Origin of the sequence: Streptomyces sp. HmicA12, from assembly GCF_000373565.1 — a bacterium.
GTDB lineage: Bacteria > Actinomycetota > Actinomycetes > Streptomycetales > Streptomycetaceae > Streptomyces.
In genome coordinates this window covers 321,035-337,640 of record NZ_KB891849.1, presented here as the reverse complement: position 1 = coordinate 337,640, position 16,606 = coordinate 321,035, and the positions used below count along the sequence as shown (strand labels likewise).

The following is a 16,606-nucleotide window of genomic DNA, read 5'->3' as shown; positions in this document are numbered from 1 at the left end:
ACGGGTGTTGAACGCTTCGACCCTACAACCGTCCGCTTTCCGATGTTGTTGGCTGGGTATTCCCTTGGCGTGAGGGAGAGCGCAAGGGTGAAGATCGGACACACCCCGACCGTCTTTGTGATCTAGGGGTTTCAATCGACACCCGCCCAGGTAGGGTCTGGAAGCGTCCAGCTCCCCTTGGAGGAGGTGAGGACCGTGGCAGCCCACGACGACGACATCAACCGCGGCATCCGCCCGGGACGAGGGTCCGACGACCCGGCCGGGCAGATTGCCTATCTCGAGCAGGAAATCGCCGTCCTGCGGCGCAAGCTCGCCGACTCTCCGCGTCATACGAGGATTCTCGAAGAGCGGATCGTCGAGTTGCAGACCAACCTGGCCGGCGTGTCCGCCCAGAACGAACGGCTCGCGAATACGCTCCGCGAGGCCCGCGACCAGATCGTGGCCCTCAAGGAAGAAGTCGACCGGCTCGCACAGCCGCCGGCCGGCTTCGGAGTCTTCCTCACAGCGAATGAGGACGGCACCGCCGACATCTTCACCGGCGGCCGCAAACTCCGCGTGAACGTGAGCCCGAGCGTCGAGCTCGAAGGGCTCAGGCGTGGCCAGGAAGTAATGCTCAACGAAGCGCTCAACGTGGTCGAGGCCATGGAGTACGAGAGCGTGGGCGACATCGTCACCCTCAAGGAGATCCTCGAGGACGGCGAGCGCGCCCTCGTCACCGGGCACACCGACGAGGAGCGGGTGGTGAGGCTCGCCGAGCCTCTGCTGGACGTCACCATCCGCCCCGGCGACGCCCTTCTTCTCGAACCCCGTTCCGGCTATGTCTACGAGGTCGTACCGAAGAGCGAAGTAGAGGAACTCGTCCTCGAAGAGGTCCCGGACATCGGCTACGAGCAGATCGGCGGCCTGGGCAACCAGATCGAGCTGATCCGCGACGCCGTCGAGCTCCCGTACCTCTACCCGGACCTCTACCGGGAGCACGAACTGCGGCCGCCCAAGGGCGTCCTGCTGTACGGGCCCCCCGGATGCGGTAAGACCCTCATCGCCAAGGCGGTCGCCAACTCCCTCGCCAAGAAGGTCGCGGAAGTGACCGGCGTGGCCCAGGGCAAGAGCTACTTCCTGAACATCAAGGGTCCCGAGCTTCTCAACAAGTACGTCGGTGAGACCGAGCGGCAGATCCGCCTCGTCTTCCAGCGCGCTCGTGAGAAGGCCAGCGAGGGCACTCCCGTCATCGTCTTCTTCGACGAGATGGAGTCCCTGTTCCGCACCCGTGGCTCCGGCGTCAGCTCGGACGTGGAGAACACCATCGTCCCGCAGCTGCTCGCCGAGATCGACGGTGTGGAGGGCCTGCAGAACGTGGTCGTGATCGGTGCCTCGAACCGTGAGGACATGATCGACCCCGCCATCCTGCGGCCCGGCCGGCTCGACGTGAAGATCAAGATCGAGCGTCCCGATGCCGAAGCGGCCAAGGACATCTTCGGGAAGTACCTCACCGAGCGCCTGCCGCTGCACGGGGACGACCTCACCGAGCACGGCAGCGACAAGGCCGCCACGGTCCACGCGATGATCCAGTCGGCGGTGGAGCACATGTACGCGGAATCCGAGGAGAACCGCTTCCTGGAAGTCACGTACGCCAATGGCGACAAGGAAGTCCTGTACTTCAAGGACTTCAACTCCGGCGCAATGATCGAGAACATCGTCGGCCGCGCCAAGAAGATGGCCATCAAGGCCTTCCTCGACCAGAACCAGAAGGGCCTCAGGGTCGCTCACCTCCTCCAGGCTTGCATCGACGAGTTCAAGGAGAACGAGGACCTGCCCAACACCACGAACCCCGACGACTGGGCCCGAATCTCCGGAAAGAAGGGCGAGCGGATCGTCTACATCCGCACCCTTGTCACCGGAAAGCAGGGCGCGGACACCGGGCGCTCCATCGACACGGTGGCCAACACCGGTCAGTACCTGTAAAAGGCAGGGTGGCTGCGGGTGCCCGAACCGGGTACCCGCAGCCCACTGTTTTTCCAGGCAATCAACCGACCACCACCTGGCGACCACCACGCGACCGTCCGCCCGACGTCGGAGCAAAGCAATGACGCAAATGATCTCCCCACCAGCGCAAAGGCGTTCTAGGCTCTTCCATGCCGCCGAGTCGCGCCGTGCGGGGACGGGCACCGCACACGCACCGGAGAACCAGCGGTACTTGAGCGCCGCCCCCGACCGAGGGCGCCGCCGGGCAAGGAGGGCCGCATGACCGTACGGCGAGTAATGGGCATCGAGACCGAGTACGGGATCTCCGTGCCAGGCCATCCCAACGCCAATGCCATGCTCACCTCGTCCCAGATCGTCAACGCCTACGCCGCGGCGATGCACCGGGCCCGCCGGGCCCGCTGGGACTTCGAGGAAGAGAACCCGCTGCGCGACGCCCGAGGCTTCGACCTCGCGCGCGAGGCCGCCGACTCCAGCCAGCTCACCGACGAGGACATCGGCCTGGCCAACGTCATCCTGACCAACGGCGCGCGCCTCTACGTCGACCACGCACACCCCGAGTACAGCTCGCCCGAGATCACGAACCCGCGTGACGCCGTCCTCTGGGACAAGGCCGGCGAGCGCATCATGGCCGAGGCCGCCGAGCGGGCCGCCCAGCTCCCCGGCGCCCAGCCCATCCACCTCTACAAGAACAACACCGACAACAAGGGCGCCTCCTACGGGACGCACGAGAACTATCTGATGAAGCGGGAGACCCCCTTCTCGGACATCGTGCGCCACCTGACGCCCTTCTTCGTCTCCCGCCAGGTGGTCACGGGCGCGGGACGCGTCGGCATCGGTCAGGACGGGCACGAGCACGGCTTCCAGCTCAGTCAGCGGGCCGACTACTTCGAGGTCGAGGTGGGCCTGGAGACGACGCTCAAGCGGCCGATCATCAACACCCGCGACGAGCCGCACTCCGACGCCGAGAAGTACCGCCGCCTCCACGTGATCATCGGAGACGCGAACCTCTCGGAGATCTCGACCTACCTCAAGCTCGGCACGACGGCCCTGGTCCTCTCCATGATCGAGGACGGCTTCATCGCCGTCGACCTGGCCGTCGACCAGCCGGTGCGCACGCTCCACCAGGTCTCGCACGACCCCACGCTCCAGCATCTGATCACCCTCCGTAGCGGCCGCACACTCACCGCGGTCCAGCTCCAGATGGAGTACTTCGAGCTCGCCAGGAAGTACGTCGAGGAACGCTTCGGCTCCGACGCGGACGACCAGACCAAGGACGTGCTCTCCCGCTGGGAGGACGTCCTCGGCCGCCTGGAGTCCGACCCGATGAGCCTCTCCGGAGAGCTGGACTGGGTGGCCAAGCGCGAGCTCATGGAGGGCTACCGGCGCCGTGACGGCCTCGACTGGGACGCGGCCAAGCTGCACCTCCTCGACCTCCAGTACGCGGACGTACGGGCCGAGAAGGGCCTGTACAACCGTCTCGCGGCGCGCGGCAAGATGAAGCGCCTCCTGGACGAGAACGAGGTCGAGCGGGCCCGTACGAAGCCTCCGGAGGACACCCGGGCGTACTTCCGCGGCCGCTGCCTGGAGCAGTACGCGGACGACGTCGCCGCGGCCTCCTGGGACTCGGTCATCTTCGACCTTCCCGGCCGGGACTCGCTCCAACGGGTCCCAACCCTCGAACCCCTTCGCGGGACGCGTAACCACGTGAAGGAGCTGCTCGACCGGTGCCGGACGGCCGAGGATCTGGTCCGGGTGCTGTCCGGCGGCTGAAATCCCGGGCGGAGGGGAATCACAGAGGTGGGCTCCGCACGTTGGACGAAGTGCGGGGCCGATGTCGGAACCGACTTGTAGGGTTCTGATCACGAACGGCCTGTACGGCACGCATGACGTGTATGTCGAACCGAGCGGGGTGAGCTGAGATGGCGACCAAGGACACCGGCGGCGGACAGCAGAAGGCGACGCGCAACACCGAGGAGGTCGAGGAGCAGGCGCAGGAGGCGCAGGGTTCCGAGGACCTCAAGGAGCGCCAGGAGAAGCTGAGCGACGATGTCGACTCGGTTCTGGACGAGATCGACGACGTGCTCGAAGAGAATGCCGAGGACTTCGTGCGGTCCTTCGTTCAGAAGGGTGGCCAGTAGGTCACCCTCCCCTTCGATCTGAAGGCCTCTCGTGTATGCGTCGGGGCGCGTCCAGGGCTGCCTCCGGGCCTGCTCAAGCGCCCCGACCATGCATGTGGATCACCGCCACGATCCGGGTAGGGTCCGTGGCGTACTGTGCTTCAACTGCATTTACGTGGAAGGAAACGCGTGGAAGCCAACCCTCGTAGCACCGGGCGTCTACCAGCTGCCTTCCTGACGCCTGGGTCGTCGTCCTTCATGGACTTCCTGTCCGAGCATCAGCCCGAAATGCTGCCGGGCAACCGGCAGTTGCCGCCGACGCAGGGTGTCATCGAGGCCCCGCACGGCACGACCATCGTGTCCGTCACGTTCCCCGGCGGCGTCGTGCTCGCCGGTGACCGTCGGGCGACGATGGGCAATGTGATCGCGCAGCGCGACATCGAGAAGGTCTTCCCGGCGGACGAGTACTCGGCCGTCGGCATCGCCGGCACCGCCGGTCTGGCCGTCGAGATGGTCAAGCTCTTCCAGCTGGAGCTGGAGCACTTCGAGAAGGTCGAGGGTGCGCAGCTGTCGCTGGAGGGCAAGGCCAACCGGCTTTCGACCATGATCCGGTCGAACCTCGGCATGGCGATGCAGGGGCTGGCCGTCGTGCCGCTGTTCGCCGGGTACGACGTGGATCGTGAGAGGGGCCGGATCTTCTCGTACGACGTCACGGGCGGCCGGAGCGAGGAGACGGGTTACGCCGCCACCGGTTCCGGTTCGGTGTTCGCGCGCGGGGCGATGAAGAAGCTCTACCGCGAGGATCTGACGGAGGAGCAGGCGACGACGCTGGTCGTGCAGGCCCTCTACGACGCGGCCGACGACGACTCGGCGACGGGTGGTCCCGACATGGCGCGGCGGATCTTCCCGATCGTCACGGTGATCACGGAGGACGGGTTCCGGCGGCTGTCGGAGGACGAGTCGTCCCAGATCGCCCGGTCGATCCTCGAGCGGCGTCTGGAGCAGCCGGACGGTCCGCGGGCCGCCCTGCTGTGAGCTGACCGCCTCTTTGTTGCCTACTCACCGAGTCACTGACAGGAAGGGACGGATTGCCGGTGTCGACGCCGTTCTATGTCTCACCCCAGCAGGCGATGGCCGACCGCGCGGAGTACGCGCGCAAGGGCATCGCCCGCGGTCGCAGCCTGGTCGTGCTGCAGTACGCCGACGGCATTGTCTTCGTCGGCGAGAACCCGTCCCGCGCGCTGCACAAGTTCAGCGAGATCTACGACCGGATCGGTTTCGCGGCCGCCGGTAAGTACAACGAGTACGAGAATCTGCGGATCGGTGGTGTGCGGTACGCGGATCTGCGGGGTTACACGTACGACCGTGACGATGTGACGGCACGCGGCCTGGCGAACGTGTACGCGCAGACGCTCGGCACGATCTTCTCCAGTGGCGCCGAGAAGCCGTACGAGGTGGAGCTGGTCGTCGCGGAGGTCGGCGAGAGCCCCGAGGGCGATCAGATCTACCGGCTGCCGCACGACGGGTCGATCGTCGACGAGCACGGCTCGGTGGCGGTCGGTGGTAACGCGGAGCAGATCAGCACCTTCCTCGACCAGCGCCACCAGGACGGCATGTCGCTGGCGGAGGCGCTGAAGCTGGCCGTGCAGGCGCTGTCGCGGGACACCAACGGCAGTGAGCGGGAGATTCCCGCGGAGCGCCTGGAGGTGGCGGTCCTGGACCGTACGAGGCCGCAGCAGCGCAAGTTCAAGCGGGTCGTGGGACGGCAGCTGTCGCGGCTGCTGACGGCCGAGGGGGCCGCCGAGGTCTCGAAGGCATCGTCCGACGCCGTGTCCGACGACTCGTCGTCCGACGAGGAGTAACGCCCGGTTCGACGCGTGTGCCCCGGCCGGTTGCCGAACCGTCCGGGGCACAGGTGTGTCAGGGGGCGGCCGGGGCCGGGCCCGTGGAGCCGCGCACGATCAGCTCGACCGGGAGCGGGGTGGTGTCGGGTGTGCGGCCGTCCAGGACGGCGAGCAGCGCGCTCATACCGCGTTCGCCGAACTCCTCCGCGGGCAGCCGCACGGTGGTGAGTTCGGGTTCGATCGCCGTGGCCAGCGACAGGTCGTCGAAGCCGGTGACCGAGAGGTGGTCGGGGACGCGCAGGCCGAGGCGCCGGGCGGCCTTGTAGGCGCCCGCGGCGAGCTTGTCGTCGTCGCAGACGACGGCGGTGGGAAGGACCAGGCCCGAGGTGCGCAGGGCACGCTCGGTGGCGGCCAGGGCGTCCTCGACGGTGAGCGCCGAGCGGACGGTGCGGACGGTGGTGCCGGGCAACCGGTCGGTGCGGGCGGCCAGTTCATGGGCGCGGACGTCGAAGGTCCAGGAGTCGACCGCCGACGCGAGGTGCAGGAAGTGCCGGTGGCCGTGGGCGAGGAGGTGGTCGGTGATCTGCCGTGTGCCGTCGACCAGGTCGAGGTTGACCGTGGTGGCGCCGCGGCTGCCGGCCGGGTCGCTGTCCAGCATGACGAGGGGCATGGGGGAGGAGCCGTCGCCGCGCAGGGTGGCGACGGCGTCGGCGGCCATGGAGGAGGCGAGGATGCCGTCGAGGGCCGCGCGGGCGTTGGGGAACGGGTCGCGCGCGGGGCCGATGCCGTCGGGGGAGGGGTAGAGGACGACGCCGAAGTCGTGCCGCGCGGCGATGCGGGCGGCGCCGGTGTAGACGCCGGCGAAGAACTCGTTGGTGAGTGCCGGGACGACGAGGAGCGCGGTGCGGGTGCGGCCCAGGCGGAGGTTGCGGGCGGCGAGGTTCGGCCGGTAGCCCAGCTGCTGGGCCGCGGCGCGGACGCGTTCCGCGGTGGTCTCGGCGACGCGGCCGCGCCACTTGTCGCCCATCACGAGGGAGACGGCGGCCTGGGAGACACCGGCCGCGCGCGCCACGTCCCGGCTGGTGGGGCGGGCGGCGACCGTGCCGCCGGCCGACCCGCCTGCCGTCCCGTCCGTTCCGCTGGTCACTGCTGCCTCCGCGTGGTTCGTCCCGGGAGCCCGGGTGGTCGACGTTAGCGGGTGGCCCCCGATACGGCGTACGTGGTACGTATAACGTCGCGACGTTATACGTAAAACTTCCACGGGAGCCGAGGCCCGGTGGAGTCGAGGGCAGGGTGGGGCGATGGCCGCGGGTTATGCGGAGATCCTCAGGGCGCGGCACGCGATGCGGCTGCTCACGGGGACGCTGGTGGGCAGGCTGCCCAACGCGACGGCGGCGATCGCCATCGTGCTGTTCATCCGGGACGAGGGCGGCACGTACAGCCTGGCGGGCGGGCTCGCCGCGGTGTACGGGGTGGCGAACGCGATCGGGCAGCCGGTGCTCGGGCGCCTCGTCGACCTGCGCGGGCAACCGAAGGTGCAGCTGCCCGCGGCTGTCCTGTCGGCGCTCGCCATGACCGTGTTCGCGTTCGCCGGGACCGGGTCGCTGCCGCTCGCGTACGCCGCCGTGGCCGCGGCCGGGCTGTTCACGCCTCCCCTGGAGGGCGGCCTGCGGGCGCTGTGGCCGAACGTGCTGCCGCGCGAGGAGCAGGTGCACACGGCGTACGCGATGGACGCGATCGCGCAGGAAGTCATGTTCACCGTCGGCCCGTTGCTGGTGACGGTCTGCGTGTCGCTGTGGTCGGCGCAGGCGGCGCTCGTCGTCCTGAACGTGATCGGTGTGCTCGGCGCGCTGTCGGTCGTCGTCTCCAAGCCCTCGCGCGCGTGGCGTTCGGCGCCGCGCGAGGCGCACTGGCTGGGCGCCCTGCGCTCGCCGGGACTGCTCGTGCTGCTCGGCGCCTTCCTGTTCGTCGGCCTCGCGCTCGGCTCGATCACCGTGGCCGGCGTCTCGTACGCCGACGACGGGAACGGCGGCGACGCGACGTACGGCTGGATGATGGCGGCGCTCGGGCTCGGCGCGCTCGTAGGCGGCACCGTGTACGGGGCGCGGCAGTGGAGTGGCGCCCCGGAGACGCGACTTCGGTGGCTGGTCGCCCTGCTGGCCCTGTTCTACGTGCCGTTGACCCTGATGCCGGGGCCGGTCGCGATGGTGGCGCTGACGGCGCTCGCCGGGGTGTTCCTCGCGCCGTGCATCGCCTGCGCGTTCATCGTCGTCGACCGGCACGCGCCGCGGGGGACGGTGACCGAGGCGTTCTCGTGGCTCGTGACCACGTTCACCGTCGGGGCCAGCGTGGGAACGGCCGTCGCGGGACCGGTCGTCGAGTGGGGCGGCACACGGTGGGGCTTCGCCGTACCGGGGGCGACCGGAGCCGTGGCGCTGCTGGTGTTGCTGGCCACGGGCACGGTCCTCGCGGCCCCGCGCACGTCCGGGCGTGTCGCGCTCTCATCGGAAAATGATCCAAACCGTACTGTCGAACCCCGTTTCAGCTCGCGGGATCGGGCGTAATGTTCAGTCATGGACCGCCGCATTTTCGGGCTGGAGAACGAGTACGGCGTCACATGTACGTTTAGGGGACAGCGCCGCCTGTCTCCTGACGAGGTGGCGCGGTACCTCTTCCGCCGTGTCGTGTCATGGGGCCGCAGCAGCAATGTCTTTCTGCGGAACGGCGCCCGCCTGTATCTGGACGTGGGATCGCATCCGGAATACGCAACTCCCGAATGTGACAACGTGACCGAGCTGGTCACCCACGACAAAGCAGGCGAGCGCATTCTCGAAGGCTTGCTCGTCGACGCAGAGCGCCGTCTGCACGAGGAGGGCATCGCAGGCGACGTATACCTGTTCAAGAACAACACAGACTCGGCGGGCAACTCCTACGGCTGCCACGAGAATTACCTGGTGGCGCGGCACGGGGAGTTCTCCCGACTCGCGGACATTCTCATTCCGTTCCTGGTCACGCGTCAGTTGCTGTGCGGCGCGGGCAAGGTGCTGCAGACACCGCGCGGCGCCGTGTACTGCGTGAGCCAGCGCGCCGAGCACATCTGGGAGGGCGTCAGCTCCGCGACGACCCGCTCCCGGCCGATCATCAACACCCGCGACGAACCGCACGCGGACGCCGAGCGCTACCGCAGGCTGCACGTCATCGTCGGCGACTCGAACATGTCCGAGACGACCATGCTCCTCAAGGTCGGTGCCACCGACCTCGTGCTGCGCATGATCGAGGCGGGCACGGTGATGCGCGACCTGACCCTGGAGAACCCGATCCGGGCCATCCGCGAGGTCAGCCACGACATCACGGGCCGCCGCAAGGTCCGCCTGGCCAGCGGCCGCGAGGCCTCCGCCCTGGAGGTCCAGCGCGAGTACTACGAGAAGGCCGTCGACTTCGTGGAGCGCCGGGGCATCCGCACCGGCACCGTCGACCAGGTCCTGGAGCTGTGGGGCCGCACGCTCGACGCGATCGAGGCCGAGGACCTGGACCGCATCGGCACCGAGATCGACTGGGTCATGAAGTACAAGCTCATCGAGCGGTACCGGGCCAAGCACAACATGACCATGTCGCACCCGAGGGTCGCGCAGATCGACCTCGCCTACCACGACATCCACCGCCGTCGTGGCCTCTACTACCTCCTGGAGAAGAAGGGCCAGGCGACGAGGATCTGCAACGACCTGAAGATCTTCGAGGGCAAGTCCGTGCCGCCGCAGACCACGCGCGCACGGCTGCGCGGCGACTTCATCCGCCGCGCCCAGGAGCAGCGCCGTGACTTCACGGTCGACTGGGTGCACCTGAAGCTGAACGACCAGGCGCAGCGCACGGTGCTGTGCAAGGACCCGTTCCGCAGCGTCGACGACCGGGTGGAGAAGCTGATCGCCGGGATGTAGGTCACACGGCGCGCGAGCTCGGCCAATCCGGCCAGGGGCCCCGTACGAATCATTCGTACGGGGCCCTCTCCATGCCCTTGGAAAAGTTGTGCCAGGGCCTAGAGTGGCCGGACCGTATTCGAGCGATCTGAGGATTTCTGTGCGACGCCGACTTGCAGCTCTACTGATCGTGCCGGCACTGGCGCTGACCGCGACGGCCTGCGGCAGCGACGACGGCAAGAAGGACGCGACGGACAAGGCCGACTCCTCGTCCGCGTCGCCCAAGGCCGCCGAGGTGCCCAAGGCGGTGGACGCCGCGAACCCGATGCCGCAGGTCTCGGGCGCGTACGGCAAGAAGGCGAACATCACGCTGCCCAAGGGCGACCCGGCCGACAAGTTCGTCGTGCACACGGTCTCCCAGGGCGACGGCGCCACGGTGAAGAAGAACGACCTGGTGTCGATGAACTTCACCGGCAAGGTCTGGAAGGGCGGCAAGGACCTCGGCACCACCTACGGCCAGCAGGGCGGCGGTGACCAGATGGTGACCGCGGGCGCGGAGGGCCAGCTGCCCGCGTTCGCCCAGGCCGTCGTCGGCCAGAAGGAGGGCAGCCGGGTCCTCGTCGTCGCGCCGCCCGCCGCGGGCTTCGGCGCCCAGGGCAACCAGCAGGTCGGCATCACCGGCACGGACACCCTGGTCTTCGCGCTCGACGTCGGCAAGGTGATCCCGAAGAAGGCCGAGGGCACGCAGGCCGCGATCCCGTCGAACCTGCCCCAGATCAAGGCCGACAAGGAAGAGCCGGCGACGATCTCGGTCCCGAAGAACGACCCGCCGAAGAAGCTCGTCGACCAGGTCCTGATCAACGGCAAGGGCGCCGAGATCAAGAGCGGCCAGACCGTCACCATGCAGTACAGCGGTGCCGCGTGGAAGCTGAACCAGGGCAAGGCGAAGGCCGAGCTGTTCGACTCGTCGTGGAAGACGGGCCAGCCGTTCTCGACCGTCATCGGCAAGGGCCAGGTCATCAAGGGCTGGGACAACGGCATCGTCGGCAAGCACGTCGGTGACCGGGTCCTCCTGGTGATCCCGGCGGACCAGGCCTACGGCGACAAGGACCAGGGCAAGACGCTGCCGGCCAAGTCGACGCTCGTCTTCGTGGTCGACATCCTGGCCGCGCACTGACCGGGCACCCATTGATGGCAGACTGTCCCGGTTGCCCGACAGCCAACAAGCAGGAGCAATTCACGTGAGCATCGACAAGCCCGAGGTCGACTTCCCCGTAGGCGAGCCCCCGGCGGACCTCCAGATCAAGGACCTCTGGGAGGGCGACGGCGCCGAGGCGAAGGCGGGCGACACCGTCTCCGTCCACTACGTGGGCGTGGCCTTCTCCACCGGCGAGGAGTTCGACGCCTCCTGGAACCGCGGCACCCCGCTGCAGTTCCAGCTCGGTGCCGGCCAGGTCATCGCCGGCTGGGACAAGGGCGTGCAGGGCATGAAGGTCGGCGGCCGTCGCGAGCTGACCATTCCCGCGCACCTCGCGTACGGCGACCGCGGCGCCGGCGGCGGCCGCATCGCCCCCGGTGAGACGCTGATCTTCGTCTGCGACCTGGTCTCCGTCTGAGTCGGTCATCCGACGACCACAAGCGGTCATCGAAGAGCCCGTGCCTGATGGCACGGGCTCTTGCTTTGCCCCTGGCTTTTGCCACGACACCCCGGGGCGGTACGGTCGTCCGTCGGGAGCTTTACGGGGACCACGGGGAACACCAGGGGAAAGGGCGTCGATGGCGATTGCCAAGGCCGAGCGGTTGATGAATCTGGCGCTGTGTCTGCTCGGGACGCGGCGTCCGCTCAGCAAGCGCGAGCTGCGTGGCTCCATCGAGGCGTACCTGGAAGCGGGCAGCGACGACTCCTTCAACCGGATGTTCGAGCGCGACAAGGACGACCTGCGCGAGCTCGGCCTGGTCATCGAGACCGTGGAGAACCTGGACGGCGAGGTCGGCTACCTCGCCCGTCGCGACAGCAATCACCTGCCTCCCGTCACCCTCGACGCCGAGGAGGCCGCCGCCCTCGGCCTCGCCGCGAAGGTCTGGCAGCAGGCCCGCCTCGCCGGTGCCGCCAGCGGCGCGCTGCAGAAGCTGCGCGCGGCCGGGATGCCCGAGGACCTCGACCCGTACGAGAGCCATGGCGCGCTCGAGCCCCGGATCCCCGCGCACGAGGCGTCCTTCGAACCGCTGATGCTGGCCTGCCGCGACCGGCGGCCCGTCGTCTTCGACTACCGCAAGGCGACCGCGGCCCGGCCCGAGCAGCGGCACGTCGAGCCGTGGGCCCTGGAGTGCTGGCGCGGGCACTGGTACCTGGCGGGCTGGGACCGCGACCGGCAGGCCGAGCGGGTCTTCCGGCTGTCCCGGATCACCGGGAAGGTGCGCTCGCGTGCCGGGCAGTTCAAGGCGCCCGTGCCGGACGTCGTCACCGTGCGCGAGACCGTCGCGGGCTGGGCGGGGGAGACCGCCGACCGCTCCGCGCTGATCAGGCTGCGTACCGACGCCGGCTATCCGCTGCGCGCCAAGGCCGTCTCCGTACGGGAACTCGGCGACGGCTGGGACGAGTTGGAGATTCCGTACGGGCACGGGCTGGACGCCTGGCTCGTGGAGTTCGGCCCCGACGTGGTCGTGCTCGAGCCCGCCGAACTGCGGGCCGACGTCGTGGACCGGCTGCGCGCCGTGGCCAAGGGCTGAGGGGGAGAACGCATGGCTTCCAACGCCATCGACCAGACCCGGCGGATGCTGTCCCTGGTGACGTATCTGCGGGAGCGCCCCGGCGCGCGCGTGGAGGACGTGGCCCGGGCCTTCGGCATCACCGAGGACGAGCTCATCTCCGACCTGGACGTGCTGCCGCTGTGCGGGACCAGCTTCCGCGGCGGCGACCTCCTGGACATCGACACCGACGGTGACCGCATCTGGTGGCACAACCCGGACGATGTCGCCGCGCCGCTGCGGATCTCCGCCGACGAGGCGACCGCCCTGCTGGTGGCCGCCCGTGCGGTGGCCACGCTGCCCGGGCTGCGGGAGAGCGACCGGCTCGCGCTGCTGCGCGCGACCGCGAAGCTGGAGACCGCGGCCGGTGAGGCGGCCGGGGCCAGCGCGCGGCTCAGCGTCACCTTCGAGTCCGAGGGTGGCGTCTTCGCCGATGTCGACCGCGCGATCTCCGAGCGGCGTCGGCTGTGGATCCGCTACTACTCGCCCGCGCGCGACGAGGTCACCGAGCGCGAGATCGACCCGATCCGGCTCGTCTCCGTGGGCCACACCTACGTAGAGGCGTGGTGTCGCAGGTCGGAGGCGCGGCGCACGTTCCGGCTCGACCGGGTCGCCGAGATCAAGATCCTGGACGAGGCGTCGGCGCCACCGGAGATCGAGCTGCGTGATCTCTCCGAGGGGCTCGTGCAGCCGGCCGCCGAGGACCCGGAGGTCGTCGTCGAGGTCGGGCCCGGCGGGCGCTGGGTCGCCGAGTACTACCCGCACGACAGCGCGGAGGAGTTGGCGGACGGTGGTCTGCGGATCACGCTGCGTACGCCGGACCCCTCCTCCCTGCGGCGACTCGCGCTGCGGCTCGGGCGGGACGGGCACATCGTGGCCCCCGCCGAACTCGCCGACAGCGCGCGGGCGGCGGCGCGGGAGGCGCTGGCCGCGTACGACGGGGCGGCGTGAGCGCGCCCGTAGCGGTGCCACGAACAGCTGACACGGAGGGAAGGTGTGAGGTGGGCGAAATGACTGGGACGGTGGGTGTGGCCGGAATCACCGGGATGTCCGCCGTGGTCGACGGTCCGGGCCCCGTCGTCTTCAAGGCCGCCTGTCCGGACTGCCGTGCCCGCTTCGAACTCGACGCGTCCGCGCTCCGGTTGGCGATCGGCGGCAGCCGCCGCACGACCTTCTACTCCTTCACCTGCCCCGAGTGCGACACCGCGGTGCGCAAGCCCGCCGGTGAGCGCATCGTCGAACTCCTCACCGGCGGCGGGGTGCGTACGCTCCGCCTCCACCAGACCGTCTAGGCTCGGCGCATGTTCTGGGCGATGCTGTCGGTGGCTGTGGGGTTCGTGGGACTTGCTGTGCTCGCCTTCTTCGCGGTGAAGGTGTTCGTCGAGGCGCAGCGCCTGGGTCATCAAGTCGCCGCCACCACGCGGCAGATCAACCAGGCCGCCGAAGAGCTGGAGCGGGCCGCGGTCAGTGTCGCGCGTGCGGGCGGGGACATCGCCTGAGTTCCCAGGAGGCCCGACGGCCCCTGACGGAAAGCGCTTTACCGCTCGGCCCTGTCGGCCTGCCAGGTTCGGCGGGTACGCTCCTGTACGCGGCCCGGGAGTGAGGCGCTGGCCGCAATTGGGAGTACGCACAGGCATTGCCCCCTGTTTACCCCCACGGGATACGATCGCTGCCAGCACGGTGGTCGGACAACAGTCCGAAGTCCGATCGGTACCGGCAGTCCCGCCCCTGCCGCCTCAGTGAGAAGGTAAACGGATATGTTCGGAAAGCTCGGCGCACCTGAGATCATCCTGATCCTCGTCGTCATCATCCTGCTGTTCGGCGCGAAGAAGCTTCCGGACATGGCGCGCTCGCTGGGCAAGTCCGCCCGCATCCTCAAGAGCGAGGCCAAGGCGATGAAGAGCGAGGGCGGGAACAACGCCGCCGCCCCGTCCGACCCGCCGGCCCAGGACGAGCAGTCCGCGGCTCCGCGCACCATCCAGGCCGCGCCCGGTGACGTCTCCAGCTCGCGTCCGGTGACCGAGCCCACGAACACGTCGAAGAGCTGATCAAGAGCTGACCCAAGGCCGCCTCAGCGCTGGCGGCCTGCCGCACGAGATGAGGACGTGGGTTGCTCAAGTCTGCCCGCAAGCAGGAGAAGGACCCCGAGGGGCGGATGCCGCTCGCGGATCACCTGCGTGAGCTTCGCAACCGGTTGACGAAGGCCCTTCTGGGTGTTGTCGTCATCACGATCGTCGCTGCGTTCTTCTACAACGACATCATCGATCTGATCACCAAGCCGATCCTGGACTCGGTCGGCTGTGACCAGACGTTCTCGCAGTTGGCGAAGGTCAAGACCGAGCCCTGCGCGCAGATCACCATCAACGGTCTGCTGACCCCCTTCACGCTGGCCCTGAAGATCTCACTGATGGCCGGCATCGTGTTCTCCTCGCCGGTCTGGCTGTACCAGCTGTGGGGCTTCATCGCGCCCGGACTGCACAGGCACGAGAAGAAGTACGCCTACGGGTTCGTGGCGACCGGCGTTCCGCTGTTCCTGTGCGGCGCGTACTTCGCGTACGCGGTGCTGCCCACCACGGCGAAGGTGCTGATCGACTTCACGCCGGGCAACGCCTCCAACCTGCTGCCGCTGGACGACCTGCTCGATCTCGTGACCCGCATGGTGATCGTCTTCGGGCTCTCCTTCGAACTGCCGCTGCTGCTGGTCTTCCTCAACCTCATCGGGGCCATCACCGGCAGGCGGATGCTCGGCTGGTGGCGGGCGATGATCATGGGCATCACGGTGTTCGCGGCGGTGGCGACACCGAGCACCGACCCGCTGTCGATGCTGGCGCTGGCCGCGCCGATCTGGGTGCTGTACTTCGCGGCCACGGCGTTCTCGCTGCTCAACGACAGGCGTCGCCGCCTGAACAACCCCGACGCGGGCCTCGACGACGACGAGGCGTCCGACCTGGATCTGACCCCTCAGGACGTCGGGGAGATCGAGAGCGTGAGCGCGAGCCGGACGCCGCTGCCCGAGCAGACGACGGCGGAGCGGATCAACGGTTACGACGATGTGACCTGAGGTAACTCCTGTTCGCGACGGGCCGGTTGTTAAGGTCCGGCCGTGAGCAGTGAGATCACCCTCTTCGTCAATCCCACCGCGGGACGCGGCCGGGGCGCAGGTGCTGCGCAGCCGGCCGCTTCCGCTTTGCGGGCCGCCGGATTCTCCGTACGGACGGTCATCGGTGAGGACGCCCCCGATGCCCTGGCACGCGCGCGTGCCGCGGTGCGGGAGGGGACCGGGGCGCTGGTCGCCGTCGGTGGGGACGGGCTGGTGAATCTCGCGCTGCAGGCCGTCGCCGGGACGCGGACGCCGCTCGGCGTCGTCGCGGTCGGCACCGGCAACGACTTCGCGCGCTCGCTCGGGCTGCCGATCCGGGAGCCGGCCGCGGCGGGCGCACTCGTCGCCGAGGCGCTCAAGGGCGAGCGGATACGCGAGATCGACCTCGGCCGGATCGGTGACCACTGGTTCGGCACGGTGCTCGCCTCCGGCTTCGACTCGCGGGTCAACGACCGCGGCAACCGGATGCGGCTGCCCCTCGGCCGCTTCAAGTACGACCTGGCGATCGTGGCCGAACTGGCCGCCTTCAAGCCCATGAGGTTCCGGCTCACCCTGGACGACGGCGCGGTCCGGGAGGTCGCCGCCACCCTCGTGGCCGTCGGGAACGGGACCTCGTACGGAGGCGGCATGCGGATCTGCGCCGACGCGGTGATGGACGACGGGCTGTTCGATGTGACCGTCGTCGGGGAATGTTCCCGTACGACACTGTTGCGGGTCTTTCCGCGCGTCTACAAGGGCACCCATCTCACCCACCCCGTGGTCAGCACGTACCGGGCGGCGCGGGTCGAGCTGGTCGCGGAAGGGATCACCGCGTATGCAGACGGGGAACCGGTCGGAGGGCTTCCCCTGGTCGCCGAGTGCGTCCCAGGAGCGGTCCGGGTCCTTGCCGGATAATGATCG

Annotated in this window: 17 protein-coding genes and 1 pseudogene; 17 read left to right on the top strand and 1 reads right to left on the bottom strand. The window is 68.9% G+C overall.

What is annotated here, in order from left to right; all coding sequences use genetic code 11:
• The first annotated feature begins 195 nt into the window (after positions 1 to 195).
• The 6 genes and pseudogenes from arc (at position 196) to prcA (ending at position 5,962) form a co-directional block, all read left to right on the top strand.
• A complete protein-coding gene (gene arc / locus B072_RS0137050) occupies positions 196 to 1,962 on the top strand; it encodes a proteasome ATPase (protein ID WP_018535040.1) in 1,767 nt (588 codons plus the stop codon).
• Between the two features lie 279 nt (positions 1,963 to 2,241).
• The gene (gene dop / locus B072_RS0137045) at positions 2,242 to 3,753 is read left to right on the top strand and encodes a depupylase/deamidase Dop (protein ID WP_026246690.1); all 1,512 of its coding nucleotides are present in this window, start codon (positions 2,242 to 2,244) and stop codon (positions 3,751 to 3,753) included.
• A gap of 149 nt (positions 3,754 to 3,902) precedes the next feature.
• The gene (locus B072_RS0137040; protein WP_018535038.1) at positions 3,903 to 4,121 is read left to right on the top strand and encodes a ubiquitin-like protein Pup; all 219 of its coding nucleotides are present in this window, start codon (positions 3,903 to 3,905) and stop codon (positions 4,119 to 4,121) included.
• 70 nt (positions 4,122 to 4,191) lie between these two features.
• Positions 4,192 to 4,338, top strand: a pseudogene (locus B072_RS47115) (endonuclease domain-containing protein); the annotation flags it as partial.
• On the top strand, positions 4,290 to 5,135 hold the full coding sequence (prcB, locus tag B072_RS0137035) for a proteasome subunit beta (RefSeq protein WP_026246689.1): 846 nt from the start codon (positions 4,290 to 4,292) through the stop codon (positions 5,133 to 5,135). The pseudogene B072_RS47115 and the gene prcB, both read left to right, overlap by 49 nt.
• A gap of 59 nt (positions 5,136 to 5,194) precedes the next feature.
• Positions 5,195 to 5,962, top strand: a complete 768-nt coding sequence (gene prcA, locus B072_RS0137030) for a proteasome subunit alpha (protein WP_018535036.1) — start codon at positions 5,195 to 5,197, stop codon at positions 5,960 to 5,962.
• Positions 5,963 to 6,020: 58 nt separating this feature from the next.
• Here prcA and B072_RS0137025 read toward each other — a convergent pair whose 3' ends face one another.
• The gene (locus B072_RS0137025) at positions 6,021 to 7,091 is read right to left on the bottom strand and encodes a LacI family DNA-binding transcriptional regulator (protein ID WP_018535035.1); all 1,071 of its coding nucleotides are present in this window, start codon (positions 7,089 to 7,091) and stop codon (positions 6,021 to 6,023) included.
• A 154-nt stretch (positions 7,092 to 7,245) separates the two neighbouring features.
• Here B072_RS0137025 and B072_RS0137020 point away from each other — a divergent pair, with 154 nt between their 5' ends.
• The 11 genes from B072_RS0137020 (at position 7,246) to B072_RS0136970 (ending at position 16,600) form a co-directional block, all read left to right on the top strand.
• Complete coding sequence (locus tag B072_RS0137020) at positions 7,246 to 8,508, top strand: MFS transporter (protein WP_018535034.1); 1,263 nt, start codon at positions 7,246 to 7,248, stop codon at positions 8,506 to 8,508.
• A 9-nt stretch (positions 8,509 to 8,517) separates the two neighbouring features.
• Positions 8,518 to 9,879 (top strand): Pup--protein ligase, encoded by a 1,362-nt coding sequence (gene pafA, locus B072_RS0137015; protein ID WP_026246688.1) that lies wholly within the window; start codon positions 8,518 to 8,520, stop codon positions 9,877 to 9,879.
• A 139-nt stretch (positions 9,880 to 10,018) separates the two neighbouring features.
• Positions 10,019 to 11,035 (top strand): FKBP-type peptidyl-prolyl cis-trans isomerase, encoded by a 1,017-nt coding sequence (locus B072_RS0137010; protein WP_026246687.1) that lies wholly within the window; start codon positions 10,019 to 10,021, stop codon positions 11,033 to 11,035.
• 64 nt (positions 11,036 to 11,099) lie between these two features.
• Complete coding sequence (locus tag B072_RS0137005; protein WP_018535031.1) at positions 11,100 to 11,474, top strand: FKBP-type peptidyl-prolyl cis-trans isomerase; 375 nt, start codon at positions 11,100 to 11,102, stop codon at positions 11,472 to 11,474.
• A gap of 160 nt (positions 11,475 to 11,634) precedes the next feature.
• Entirely contained in the window at positions 11,635 to 12,588 is a 954-nt protein-coding gene (locus B072_RS0137000; protein ID WP_018535030.1) for a helix-turn-helix transcriptional regulator, read from the top strand.
• Between the two features lie 12 nt (positions 12,589 to 12,600).
• The gene (locus tag B072_RS0136995) at positions 12,601 to 13,557 is read left to right on the top strand and encodes a helix-turn-helix transcriptional regulator (RefSeq protein WP_018535029.1); all 957 of its coding nucleotides are present in this window, start codon (positions 12,601 to 12,603) and stop codon (positions 13,555 to 13,557) included.
• Positions 13,558 to 13,652: 95 nt separating this feature from the next.
• Entirely contained in the window at positions 13,653 to 13,898 is a 246-nt protein-coding gene (locus B072_RS0136990; protein WP_043245448.1) for a hypothetical protein, read from the top strand.
• 9 nt (positions 13,899 to 13,907) lie between these two features.
• Complete coding sequence (locus B072_RS0136985; protein WP_026246686.1) at positions 13,908 to 14,105, top strand: hypothetical protein; 198 nt, start codon at positions 13,908 to 13,910, stop codon at positions 14,103 to 14,105.
• A 258-nt stretch (positions 14,106 to 14,363) separates the two neighbouring features.
• The gene (tatA, locus tag B072_RS0136980; RefSeq protein WP_018535026.1) at positions 14,364 to 14,654 is read left to right on the top strand and encodes a Sec-independent protein translocase subunit TatA; all 291 of its coding nucleotides are present in this window, start codon (positions 14,364 to 14,366) and stop codon (positions 14,652 to 14,654) included.
• Between the two features lie 62 nt (positions 14,655 to 14,716).
• The gene (gene tatC / locus B072_RS0136975) at positions 14,717 to 15,667 is read left to right on the top strand and encodes a twin-arginine translocase subunit TatC (RefSeq protein WP_018535025.1); all 951 of its coding nucleotides are present in this window, start codon (positions 14,717 to 14,719) and stop codon (positions 15,665 to 15,667) included.
• A gap of 42 nt (positions 15,668 to 15,709) precedes the next feature.
• On the top strand, positions 15,710 to 16,600 hold the full coding sequence (locus B072_RS0136970; protein WP_026246685.1) for a diacylglycerol kinase: 891 nt from the start codon (positions 15,710 to 15,712) through the stop codon (positions 16,598 to 16,600).
• Positions 16,601 to 16,606 lie beyond the last annotated feature (6 nt).